The sequence below is a fragment of the Ruegeria sp. CK2 genome (assembly GCF_056536585.1).
Genome location: NZ_JBQFPW010000001.1, coordinates 604,170 through 616,231, shown reverse-complemented (window position 1 = coordinate 616,231; position 12,062 = coordinate 604,170). Strand labels below are relative to the sequence as shown.

Annotated in this window: 11 protein-coding genes; 7 read left to right on the top strand and 4 right to left on the bottom strand. The window is 57.5% G+C overall.

The annotated features are described in order from the left end of the window. Positions 1 to 25 precede the first annotated feature (25 nt). Together hisN and ACR0BU_RS03010 are read left to right on the top strand one after the other, a co-directional pair. Positions 26 to 817, top strand: a complete 792-nt coding sequence (gene hisN, locus ACR0BU_RS03015) for a histidinol-phosphatase (protein ID WP_480734835.1) — start codon at positions 26 to 28, stop codon at positions 815 to 817. A gap of 115 nt (positions 818 to 932) precedes the next feature. Continuing rightward, entirely contained in the window at positions 933 to 2,267 is a 1,335-nt protein-coding gene (locus tag ACR0BU_RS03010; RefSeq protein WP_480734836.1) for an 8-oxoguanine deaminase, read from the top strand. Here the strand turns inward: ACR0BU_RS03010 and guaD are convergent. Beyond that, entirely contained in the window at positions 2,264 to 3,550 is a 1,287-nt protein-coding gene (gene guaD / locus ACR0BU_RS03005) for a guanine deaminase (protein WP_480734837.1), read from the bottom strand. The genes ACR0BU_RS03010 and guaD overlap by 4 nt on opposite strands. Before the next feature lie 139 nt (positions 3,551 to 3,689). Here guaD and mgtE point away from each other — a divergent pair, with 139 nt between their 5' ends. Together mgtE and ACR0BU_RS02995 are read left to right on the top strand one after the other, a co-directional pair. After that, positions 3,690 to 5,084: a magnesium transporter gene (gene mgtE, locus ACR0BU_RS03000; protein WP_480734838.1), complete on the top strand. Its 1,395-nt coding sequence runs from the start codon at positions 3,690 to 3,692 to the stop codon at positions 5,082 to 5,084. Then, positions 5,081 to 5,638: a 5-formyltetrahydrofolate cyclo-ligase gene (locus ACR0BU_RS02995; RefSeq protein ID WP_299885836.1), complete on the top strand. Its 558-nt coding sequence runs from the start codon at positions 5,081 to 5,083 to the stop codon at positions 5,636 to 5,638. Before mgtE ends, ACR0BU_RS02995 begins: the two co-directional genes overlap by 4 nt. Before the next feature lie 2 nt (positions 5,639 to 5,640). Here the strand turns inward: ACR0BU_RS02995 and ACR0BU_RS02990 are convergent, their stop codons facing one another. Beyond that, complete coding sequence (locus ACR0BU_RS02990) at positions 5,641 to 5,874, bottom strand: putative hemolysin (RefSeq protein WP_298933365.1); 234 nt, start codon at positions 5,872 to 5,874, stop codon at positions 5,641 to 5,643. Positions 5,875 to 6,006: 132 nt separating this feature from the next. Here ACR0BU_RS02990 and ACR0BU_RS02985 point away from each other — a divergent pair, with 132 nt between their 5' ends. The 3 genes from ACR0BU_RS02985 to ACR0BU_RS02975 all read left to right on the top strand — a co-directional run bounded on the left by ACR0BU_RS02985 (position 6,007) and on the right by ACR0BU_RS02975 (position 9,513). Continuing rightward, positions 6,007 to 6,819, top strand: a complete 813-nt coding sequence (locus ACR0BU_RS02985; protein WP_480734840.1) for a TIGR00282 family metallophosphoesterase — start codon at positions 6,007 to 6,009, stop codon at positions 6,817 to 6,819. A gap of 86 nt (positions 6,820 to 6,905) precedes the next feature. After that, a complete protein-coding gene (locus ACR0BU_RS02980) occupies positions 6,906 to 8,684 on the top strand; it encodes an SLC13 family permease (protein ID WP_480734841.1) in 1,779 nt (592 codons plus the stop codon). A gap of 94 nt (positions 8,685 to 8,778) precedes the next feature. Beyond that, positions 8,779 to 9,513 (top strand): YbaY family lipoprotein, encoded by a 735-nt coding sequence (locus ACR0BU_RS02975; protein ID WP_480734842.1) that lies wholly within the window; start codon positions 8,779 to 8,781, stop codon positions 9,511 to 9,513. 6 nt (positions 9,514 to 9,519) lie between these two features. On the opposite strand, the gene ACR0BU_RS02970 is transcribed toward ACR0BU_RS02975, so the two are convergent. Together ACR0BU_RS02970 and ACR0BU_RS02965 are read right to left on the bottom strand one after the other, a co-directional pair. Then, complete coding sequence (locus tag ACR0BU_RS02970) at positions 9,520 to 11,181, bottom strand: FAD-binding dehydrogenase (protein WP_480734843.1); 1,662 nt, start codon at positions 11,179 to 11,181, stop codon at positions 9,520 to 9,522. 11 nt (positions 11,182 to 11,192) lie between these two features. After that, positions 11,193 to 12,050, bottom strand: coding sequence for a bile acid:sodium symporter family protein (locus ACR0BU_RS02965; RefSeq protein ID WP_480734845.1), 858 nt, complete (start codon positions 12,048 to 12,050; stop codon positions 11,193 to 11,195). Positions 12,051 to 12,062: the final 12 nt, after the last annotated feature.

The window sequence follows — 12,062 nt, the reverse complement described above, 5'->3', positions numbered from 1 at the left end:
GGGGCGTTAATCGCACCTCTGCTGCATGCGGACGACCCAGGTAAGTGATATTGAAATCGCCGAGGAAATGGCCGACGCAGCGCGCGCGGCCATTCTTCCGTATTTCCGGCAAGGAAATCTCGAAACATCCAACAAACTGGCCGAAGGCTTTGATCCGGTAACGATTGCGGATCGTGCGGCAGAGAAGGCGATGCGAGATGTGCTGTCCCGCCATTGCCCCGATGACGGTATTTTCGGCGAAGAATTCGGCCACACCGAAGGCGTCAGCGGACGTACCTGGGTTTTAGACCCAATCGATGGCACCCGTGGATTTATCAGCGGCACACCAACTTGGGGTGTCTTGATTGCACTTAGCGCTCGGGACGGGCCAGTTTTGGGTGTGATTGATCAGCCCTATATCGGCGAGCGTTTTATAGGCACGCCAGAGATCGCGCAAGTCACCGGTCCGTTGGGTGCCAGCACACTGAAAACGCGTGCGACAAAGGCCTTAGATCAAGCGATGTTGTTTACGACTTTTCCGGAGGTTGGCACATCGGAAGACGCCGCAGGGTTTCGCGCCGTCGCCGAACAGGTTCAACTGACGCGATACGGAATGGATTGTTACGCCTATGCACTGGTTGCGGCGGGTCAGGCAGACCTGGTGATCGAGGCCGGTTTGAACGCCTATGATATTCAGGCACCTATTGCAGTCATTCATGCGGCGGGCGGGATCGTAACAGACTGGCAAGGTGGCCCGGCACATAATGGCGGTCGGGTATTGGCAGCGGCCAACCCCGAGATTCACGCTGCCGCGCTGGATATCTTGCGCCGCTACTGAATTCTGTTGCCGCAGCGCCTGTAGGCAGGTACATCAGTCCAAGCTGGTTCTTGCGCCCGTTTTCCACCAGCTTTCGCACTCCTTGCATGAGACGGGCATATGCAGGAGGGCCCGTATGACCGAATTTCTGATCAAAAACGCTGATTCCGTTTTAACAATGGACGACAAACGGCGCGAATTGTCCGGTGCAGACATCTTGATTGACAGCGGCCAGATCGTTCAGATCGGTCACGGATTGGCGACGACCGGTGAGGTCCATGATGCGTCAGGCTGTGTTGTGACACCAGGTCTGGTGAATACCCATCACCATCTTTATCAAACACTGACTCGAGCCGTCCCAGGGGGACAGGATGCGTTGCTGTTTGGATGGCTGCAGACCCTCTATCCGATATGGGCGCGGTTCGGCCCGGATGAGATGTTTACGTCGGCTCAGATCGGGTTGGCGGAACTGGCCTTGTCCGGATGCACGCTCAGTTCGGACCATCTATATCTGTACCCAAATGGGTCACGATTGGAGGATACCATTGCGGCTGCTTCCGAGCTGGGCCTAAGGTTTCATCCCACACGCGGCGCGATGAGTATTGGCGAGAGCGACGGCGGTCTGCCTCCAGACAGTCTGGCCGAGGCCGAAAGTGATATCCTGAACGACATGATTCGTGTTGTGGACGCGTTTCATGATCCTCGTGAAGGGTCCATGTGCCGTGTGGGGTTGGCACCCTGTTCGCCGTTCTCGGTTAGTCGCGACCTGATGCGGGACACGGCGTTGCTGGCGCGGGACAAAGGCGTGATGTTGCACACACATCTGGCCGAGAACGACGAAGATATCGCCTATTCCAAGGCTCAATTTGGCTGTCGTCCGGGCCAGTATGCCGAAGATCTGGGGTGGACGGGTCAGGATGTCTGGCACGCACATTGCGTCAAGCTGGATGGGGCTGAAATTGATCTGTTTGCCAGGACCAGAACCGGTGTTGCCCATTGCCCCTGTTCGAATTGTCGTTTGGGGTCAGGTATCGCCCCGGTGCGAGCCATGCGGGACTGCGGCGTACAGGTTGGCCTTGGTGTCGACGGTTCTGCCAGCAATGACATCGGCAACCTGATGGCTGAGGCGCGACAGGCCATGTTGTTGCAGCGCGTCGCGAACGGGGCGGATGCCATGTCGGTCCGCGAAGCCCTTGAGATCGCGACACGAGGTGGCGCAGATGTGCTCGGTCGCCCCGATTGCGGTCGCCTGATGCCCGGCAAACGCGCTGATATCGCCGTTTGGGATACGCGCTGCGTTGAAAGCGCAGGCAGCTGGGACCCTGCCGCTTTGCTTTTGGCAGGTCCGACGCGCGTTCGCCACCTGTTTGTCGAAGGGCGCCAGATTGTTCGCGACGGACATCTGACAACCATCGATCTGCCAAGGGTCATCGAGCGTCAGAATGCCCTTGCGCGGGCGCTGCGGGACTAGGCGGCCCGTTTCCCGCCGATCCAAACCTCGGAGACTGCCCGGTCATCGCCCATCATGATGGTCGGGAAAACAGCTTCCCAAATGTCATTGGCGTGGGCTTCGCGCTGTGCAATGGCAGGGTTCGAAGCCAAGTCCAGCACGACCAGATCCGCCTCCATCCCCGGAACGATGTTGCCTATGCTCCCGCCCATCCGCAAAGTTCGGGCGGATCCGACTGTTCCCAGCCAAAGCAGTTGGGCCGGGTGCAGCGGGCGCCCGCGCAACTGGCCGACTTCATAGGCAGACGCCATTGTGCGCAACATCGAAAAGCTTGACCCGCCGCCGGTATCAGTGGCCAGACCGATCCGATGGCCATCGGCAATCAGTCCGTTCATGTCAAAGAGGCCAGAACCGATGAATGTGTTCGATGTCGGACAATGGACCAGCGCGGCTTCTACCTCACGCAGCCGATGGCGTTCGCGGTCTTCCAAATGGATGACATGGCCGTAGACACCGTTCTGACCCAAAAGACCGAACTTCTCATACGTGTCCAGGTAATCACGTGCATCCGGGAACAAGGATCGGACCCATTCAATCTCGTCGGTCTGTTCGCTTAGATGCGTTTGCATCAGGCAATGCGGATGCTCTGCCCAAAGGGCACCCATGGCTTCCAGTTGTTCCGGTGTGGATGTCGGCGAAAACCGTGGCGTGATCGCGTAGGACAGGCGGTCAACACCGTGCCATTTCTCCAGCAGGGCTGCGGACTGGTCATAGGCCGTTTGCGCGGAATCGCGCAGCCCGTCGGGCGCATTGCGATCCATACAGGTTTTGCCAGCCACAACGCGTTGCCCGCGTTCTTGCGCGGCACCAAAGAATGCGTCAACGCTCTCGGGATGAATCGTGCAAAAACTGCACATCGTCGTCGTGCCATGTGCCGTTGTGAGGTCGAGATAGCGATTGGCAACTTCCTTTGCATAGTCGATATCGCCGAATTTCATCTCTTCTGGGAAGGTGTAAGTGTTCAACCAGTCGATCAGGCGCTTGCCCCAGCTGGCGATCATGGCGGTTTGCGGATAGTGCACGTGGGGGTCGACGAAACCGGCCATGATCAGGTGGTCACCATGATCTCTGACCTCGGCCTCGGGATACGACCGGATCAGACTGTCAGCTGTCCCGAGTTCCGCAATGTGCCCGTCCTGAACCAAAACTGCTTCGTTAAGGCGGGTTGCATCGGTCGGCTCACCCTCGAAGGGTGATCCGTCAAAACTCAATACCCGCCCTTTCAAAAGCGTCTTGTGCGCCATTTGCCCTAATCTCCAAGTGTTTTGGACCGCTCTGCAGCATAAGCGGGGGAAAGATGCGGGTAAATCTGAGCATTGTCATTGTTTTCCGGTAGCTGCTTCTTCTATTTAAGGGCCAATCGCCGTGAAAGAGGGGCAGCGCATGACGACAGGCATTGACGAAGCCAAACCTGATCAGCCCCGGGACGAAGACGTCTATGCGCTGGATCGCAAGACCGTGGCGACCATTCTGTACACCTTGGACGTGGAAGATCGCGACAAGCTGATCGAGCTGATGGAGCCGTTGCACCCGGCCGACATCGCCGACCTTCTTGAACAGATCAACCCATACGATCGGGCTCGTTTGATCCGATTGTATGACAAGGATTTTGACGGGGACATCCTGTCAGAACTGGATGAAGCCGTTCGCGAAGAAATCATCAATGTCCTTAACCCGGATGTTCTGGCCGAGGCGGTTCGGGACATGGAAAGCGATGATGTCGTTGACCTGCTGGAAGATCTTGAGGAACCGCAGCAAGAAACGATTCTGGATGCGCTTGCGGATGCCGAACGGGTTGCCGCGGAACAGGCGCTGGCCTATCCCGAAAATTCTGCCGGTCGTCTTATGCAGCGCGAAGTGGTTATGGCGCCCGAGCATTGGTCGGTTGGACAAGCCATTGACTTCATGCGCGCCAATGATGACCTGCCTGACCAGTTCTACCATATTGTTCTGGTGGACCCGCGGCTGAAACCCGTCGCCCAAGTGACCTTAGGCATGCTGATGGCCACGCGGCGCGAAGTGCCCCTTCACGATATCGCAGAAGAGGAATTTCACACCATCCCCGTCGATCAGGACGAAGAGGATGTGGCCTATGCATTCAACCAGTACCACCTGATCTCGGCCCCTGTGGTAGATGCGGATGGCCGCCTGGTTGGCGTGATCACGATCGACGACGCGATGGTTGTTCTGGATGAGGAGCACGAAGAAGACATCTTGCGCCTGGCGGGTGTCAGCAACGAAAGCTCTCTGTCTGACAGTGTTGCTGCCACCAGTCGGCGGCGTCTACCTTGGTTGGCGGTTAACCTGTGCACATCCATTTGTGCGTCGCTGGTGATCTCGCAATTTGAAGCAGCGATTGATCAACTGGTCGCACTTGCCATTTTGATGCCAATCGTGGCGTCGATGGGCGGGAATGCGGGCACGCAATCCCTGACAGTCGCAGTGCGTGCCTTGGCCACGCGCGATCTGACGGGCGCGAACGTCATGCGGGTGATCCGGCGCGAGCTTCTGGTGGGCATGCTGAACGGGCTGTGTTTTGCCATCGTTCTTGGAACTGTCGGCATGCTTTGGTTTGGCTCTCCGTTGTTGGGGGTCGTGATTGGGTCGGCTTTGGTCGTGAACATGATCATCGCGGGTTTTGCCGGTACGGTAGTACCTGTGGTGCTGGACCGTTTGGGTGTTGACCCGGCGCTGGCGTCTGGAACCTTCGTGACCACGACCACCGATGTCATGGGGTTCTTCATCTTCTTGGGACTTGCCAGCGTGGTGCTTTTGTGACCGATCTGACCGAAATCAAAGCCGTCGCACGCAAGGTGGCGTTTGCCCGCCGCAAAGGAGCTTTCGACACGCGCCCAGCGGGCGCAGCGGGACGTTTGTCCGAAGTTCTGGCCGGGTACCGGGGTGTGCCGTTGTCGGGATACATGCCCATCAGGACCGAAATTGATCCGCTACCGGCTATGTCCGAGGCCATAGCCTATGGGCCCGTGGGTGTGCCAGTGATTCAGGCGGCCGGACAGCCGCTGAAGTTTTCCCGCTGGTCGCCCGAAGGCATACTGAAGGACGGTCCCTTCGGGGCGAAAATACCTGAAATTGATGATTACTTCGATCCTGAAATTCTGATCGTGCCGCTGGTTGCATTTGACGCGCAAGGAGGCAGGCTGGGCTATGGTGGCGGCTTCTATGATCGTACATTGGAAGGTTTGCGCACCAAACGCCCTACGCTAGCCATTGGCTTTGCCTTCGACGCTCAAGAGGCCGAAAACCTACCGCTTGAGCCAACGGATCAGCCGCTGAACATGGTTGTCACAGAAAGCCGAGTGCTTACTTTCTAACCCTATTGGTTTTCGAAATGGCTGCGCAGGTAGTCCCAGGCATCGACCTCGGTGCCGTCTTTCAGGATGCAGACACCGTACTCGCTGCCGTCTGAGTTTTTTCGAATCTGATACTCTCCATCGTTTTCGACGCAAAACGTGGCCGCGGGGTTGGCCATCGTTGTCTTGGTCGTCGCCTGCGCCCAGGCACCGGTGGTGGCAAAAGCGGCGATCGCGGTTACGGCAAGGGGTTTCATGAAATTCTCCGTGAACAAAATTGCTGCGTTTCAGATTGGCATCTTCGCATGTGATTGCAAGACTGCGCCGAGGCCCGTAATTTGCACGGTTCCGCCTTGTTATTGCCGTGCGCAGCCCCTACGACCCGGAATATGAGAATTTTGTTTCTGGGTGATGTCATGGGTCGTGCTGGACGCGCGGCCATTCAAGCGCACTTGCCGCGTCTTCGCGACGAGTGGCGTTTGGATTTTGTTGTGGTCAACGGTGAAAATGCCTCGAACGGGATGGGCCTGACCGGTGATCACGCCAAGCTGCTGTTGGATGCCGGGGCTGATTGCGTAACCTTAGGCGATCATGCTTTTGACCAGAAAGACATGCTGCAATTCATCGAAAAAGAACAGCGTATCGTGCGCCCGGTGAATTTTGCTAAGGGAGCGCCCGGACGGGGGCATCGGCTGTTCACAGCGCCCGGAGGTCGTAAGGTGCTGGTGGTTCAGGTGCTTGGGCAGGTGTTCATGAAGCGCCCCTTCGATGATCCGTTCTCGGCCATCGAACCTATCCTGAAATCCCACCCGCGTGGCGGGCAGGCGCAGGCGATCATTGTCGATATGCACTGCGAGGCGACCTCGGAAAAAATGGCGATGGGCCATTATTGCGATGGGCGTGCCAGCCTTGTCGTGGGAACGCACACGCATATCCCAACGGCGGATTCTCAAGTTCTGCCCCAAGGAACAGGGTATTTGACCGATGCCGGTATGTGCGGTGACTACGACTCGGTGATCGGCATGGACAAACAGGAACCGCTGCGTCGATTCATCACCGGCATGCCCAAGACGCGGTTTACACCGGCCAATGGCGAGGCCACCCTAAGCGGAGTGTTTGTAGACACCGACGACCGCACCGGTCAGGCCAAATCGGTGCGCATGGTGCGCGTGGGTGGACGTCTGGAACAGGCAGGCCCTTAAAAGAGACGTCGGGCTTGCCCTGTTGCACGCAATGCGTGAAACTGTTGGTCAGGCGCTTGGGCCAGGGTTCAGATAGAATACCACGAATGCAATTCCTTTCACTGACAGACACAGGCAGCGCGATTCTTGCGCTCATGATTGTTGCGGGTATGTTCGTCATGTTCCTGCGCGAGGTCTATCCGACCGAGGTTGTGGCCATCGGTGGCGTGGCTCTGATGCTGGTTACCGGGATACTCCCTTACCAGAACGCGTTGATCGTTCTGTCTAATCCAGCTCCCTGGACGATTGCCGCGATGTTTATCATCATGGGCGCTTTGGTGAGGACCGGCGCGCTGGATGCTTTCACATCAGTGGCCCAGAGACAGGCGCAGGTGTCCCCAAAGATCGCCATCGCATTGCTGATGGGCTTTGTGATTCTGGCCTCGGCCGTGGTGTCAAACACGCCGGTCGTGGTTGTGATGATCCCGGTTTTCATTCAAATCGCGCGGACACTGAATGTTCCGGCCTCGAAACTGCTGATCCCGCTCAGCTATGCAGCCATTCTGGGGGGAACCCTGACACTGATCGGCACGTCAACCAACCTGCTGGTGGACGGTGTGGCCCGGTCACAGGGCATGACACCATTCACGATCTTCGAGGTCACGCCGCTGGGCATCGCCCTGGTGATTTACGGCATGTTTTACCTACGGTTCATCGCGCCGCGCTTGCTGCCCGAGCGTGACAGTATGGCATCGATGCTCAGCGATCGGTCAAAGATGAAGTTTTTCACCGAGGCGGTCATCCCACCAGAAAGCAACCTGATTGGCCGGGAGGTCACGGGCGTGCAACTGTTCAAACGTCCCGGCGTTCGCCTGATCGACGTCATCCGGGGGGATGAATCCCTGCGGCGCAACCTAAAAGGTGTTGCACTGCAATTGGGAGACCGGGTGGTATTGCGTACCCAGATGACCGAGTTGTTAAGCCTTCAGAGCAACAAGGAACTGAAACGGGTCGATCAGGTCTCCGCGGTGGAAACCAAAACGGTTGAAGTTCTGATAACGCCCGGTTGCCGCATGGTGGGCCGTACTTTAGGCGCCATGCGACTGCGGCGCCGGTACGGTGTCTACGTACTAGCCGTTCATCGCCGCAATCAAAATATTGGTCGTCAGTTGGAGGATCTGGTCGTCCGGGTCGGGGACACTTTGCTGTTGGAAGGATCGCCCGCGGATATTCAAAAGCTGGCCGCCGACATGGACATGGTCGACGTGACCCAACCTTCGGCACGGGCGTTCCGGCGCAGCCATGCCCCTATCGCTATTGCCGCGCTTTTTGGAATTGTCGCATTGGCGGCGCTGGGCGTGGCGCCGATCCTGCTGCTGTCGATTTTGGCTGTTGCCGTGGTTCTTTTGACCCGCTGCATTGACGCGGACGAGGCTTTTTCGTTTGTCGAGGGGCGCCTGCTTGCCCTCATCTTTTCAATGCTGGCAATTGGTGCGGCTTTGGACAGTTCCGGCGCTGTGTCATTGATCGTCGAGGCCATCGCACCGGGTCTTAGCACCCTGCCACCGTTCCTGATCATCTGGGCCGTTTATCTGCTGACGTCAGTCTTGACCGAACTGGTTTCCAACAACGCGGTTGCTGTTGTGGTAACACCAATTGCGATCGGGTTGGCCCAAGCTGTCGGCATTGATCCGCGACCATTGGTGGTGGCGGTGATGGTGGCTGCGTCTGCCTCGTTCGCCACACCAATAGGGTACCAGACCAACATGATGGTCTACGGACCCGGTGGCTACAGGTTCACCGATTTCATGAAGGTTGGAATTCCACTGAACCTGAGTGTTGGGTTGCTAGCTTCGTTGTTGATCCCACTGATCTGGCCTTTGTAAGTTCGGCACAGACCTGCCGCTGGGTTGGTGAACGTCTTGCATAAGTTCGATCAGGCACGATCTTTTAGATGTGATTGACTGAGGAGATTTGAACATGCTCGGAACCCGTCATTCAATACTGGCCAGCGTCGCAATTCTGGCCACGCTCGCCAGCGCGACCTTTGCCGGAACGGTCGAAGGGTCGGCCACCTACCGCGAGCGGATCGCCGTTCCACCTGACGCGACTTTGTTTGTTGAGCTTCAGGATGTATCGATGGCCGACGCACCTGCCTTAACTCTTTCAGCACAACGATATGCGATCGATGGCGTGCCTGTCGGGTTTGAACTGACCTATGACGACACATTGATACAGGACAATCACAGCTTCGTCGTCAGGGCTTCGATCACGCAGGGTCAAAACCTGCTGTTCACCACGGATACGGCTTATCCGGTGCTCACGAACGGGGCGGCGAACTCCGCTGACCTGATTTTGGTTCAGGCCCAACAGGATGCTGTGCTGGAAAACACAGATTGGACTGCTGTTTTGTTGGATGGCGCGCCGATTGAAACTGATCGTCGGCCTGAGCTTTCATTTGCGTCAGGCGGCGCGTTTTCCGGGTCCGGAGGCTGCAATCGCTTTAGCGGTACGGCCGAGATTTCGGGCAATCGGATCGAGTTCCCGGAAAACATGGCCGCTACCCTAATGGCCTGCCCATCGCCACTGGACGAGGTTGAACGGCAGTTCTTTAAAGGGTTGCAGCGCGTCACCACCTATGCAGCGCAGGGAAATGCACTGGCTCTGTTGGATGCCAATGGCGAGCCGGTCGTTGAGTTTTTACGCAAGCAGTAGCACATGTCAGGCAACAGCCCGTGATCGTCCCGCATTGCGTCCCGAGAAAATGCAACCGCCCAGGAATGTCCCCTCCAGCGCGTTGTAGCCGTGATAGCCACCGCCGCCGAAGCCCGCGACTTCGCCCGCTGCGAACAGGCCTGGTACGACCTTCCCGTCGGCGCCGATCATCTGACTGTCGAGGTTGGTTTGCAGACCGCCAAGCGTCTTGCGCGTCAAAACATGCAGTTTCACCGCGATCAGCGGCCCGTTGGACGGATCCAGGAATTTGTGGGGTTTCGCGGTGCGGATCAGCTTGTCGCCACGATAGTTTCGCGCGGCAAGGATCGCCATCATCTGCGCATCTTTGGAAAACGGATTGTCGACCTGAGAATCCCTGGCCTCGATCTGGGCGCGCAAATGGCTTTCGTCGATCAGGCCACCGCCAAGTTGGTTCATACCACCGACAAGTTCAGTCAGTGTGTTCGCCACTACGAAATCTTCACCCTTCTCCTTGAAAGCCTCGACCGGGGCCGTCGCTTTGGAGCCTGAGAGTATGCGTTGGCGGATGACCTCTTTCCAACTGCCCGACGTAAAGTCCGGATTTTGTTCCGACCCCGACAAAGCGAATTCTTTCTTGATCACTTTCTGGGTCAGGACAAACCAGCTGTATTCATAGCCCGTTTTGAGAATCTCCCGCAGGGTCCCGAGTGTGTCAAACCCCGGTAGGCAGGGCGGCTCCAGTCGCTTGCCTGTTGCGTCAAACCACATCGAGCTTGGCCCGGGCAGGATACGAATGCCATGGTCGGGCCAGATCGGATCCCAGTTTTTGACGCCCTCGGTATAATGCCACATCCGGTCGCCATTGATCACATGGCCGCCCGCCTTTTCACTGATCGGGATCATTCGGCCATCTACGTGGAAGGGAACGCCCGCCACCATGTCCTTGGGTGGCGCGCCCAGCCGGTCGCGTGGCCAGTTTTTGCGCACCATTTCAAAATTGCCGCCAATCCCACCTGACGTGACGATGATCGACGGGGCGTAGACTTCGAACTCTCCGACCTCGTCGCGGTTGGTCTTTTCACCGCGCTGGGCAGCGTCATCGGCCAGAACCTCACCCGAGACCCCCTTGGCAGTGCCATTCTGTACGATGAGGTGGCTGACCTGATGGCGGAACTTCAGCTGGATCAAACCCGCGCTGACATGTTCCTGCACCCGGCGAATGAAATGCTCGAGAATTCCCGGTCCAGTGCCCCAGGTGATGTGAAAACGCGGGACCGAGTTTCCATGCCCGTTGGCATAAGATCCGCCGCGCTCAGCCCAACCAACAACCGGAAACCAGCGCACTCCCATCTCATGCAGCCACGGGCGCATCTCACCAGCTGCGAATTCAACATATGCTTCAGCCCATCTCTGGGGCCACGTGTCATCCTCCCGATCAAATTGCGCACTGCCCATCCAATCACGAAGAGCAAGATCGTGACTGTCTTTGATGCCCATTCTGCGTTGTTCTGGTGTGTCGACCATGAACAACCCGCCCAGGCTCCAGAACGCCTGACCGCCCAGAAAATGCTCGGGCTCCTGATCGACGATGATTACCTTTTTGCCCCGGTCCCCCAATTCTGCTGCGGCTGCCAAACCGGCCAGGCCGCCACCGACGACAATTGCATCTGCACTGTTATTGCTCATCAAATGTCCTTTCAGCGATTGCGGAACCAGGCCAGGAACGGAATCGCCACGGCGTACATTGTTATCCCGTAAACGGCCGAGGGCAGGGCCAGGGGGCTGAACCCGCTTTCCGTTCCGGTGATCAGTGCGGCCAGCGTAATGCCCAAAGTCGAGTTCTGAATGCCCGTTTCGATTGAGATCGTCTTGCTTTCATTCCAAGACAAACTTGCCGCGCGCGCCAGTCCCAATCCGATCAGCAACAAGGCAACGTTCAGGGAGATCAATCCGGCGCCCATGACGCCAAGATTATCAACAAACAGCTGCCAGTTCCCAGCCAGCGCGGCCAGGACAATCAGAACGAACAGCGCGGTGGCCAGTCTTGAAAGTGGGGTATCGATCTTTTGGGCAAAGGTGGCGGCGAAATGACGAACGCTCACGCCAATTGCCACAGGCAGGGTGGTGATCAGGAACATCGCAATTGCCAGCCCGCTGATCGAAACCTCTGGTGCATCTTCCCCCAGGAAGTGATTGATCGACCACGCGGCAAGGATTGGAACAGTCAGGATCGAAAGCAGACTAATCACCGCTGTCAGGCTGACCGACAAAGCAACATCCGCCTTGGCAAGTTTGGACAGGATATTGCTGGTCACCCCGCCGGGGCAAAAGCTCAGCAGCATGAACCCCACTGCGATTTCTGGCGGAAGGCCAAACAGTTTGACGGTCGCAAATGCAGCGACGGGTAGCAATACGACCTGACACAGTGCACCGATGGCGAAGGGGTAACGACGGCTGATGACCCGCCGAAAATCCGCAATCTCTAGTCCAATGCCAAGGGACAACATGATGATGGCCAGAGAAATCGGCAGGCCGACGCTAATAAGTAGATCCAAGAACAACCCCTC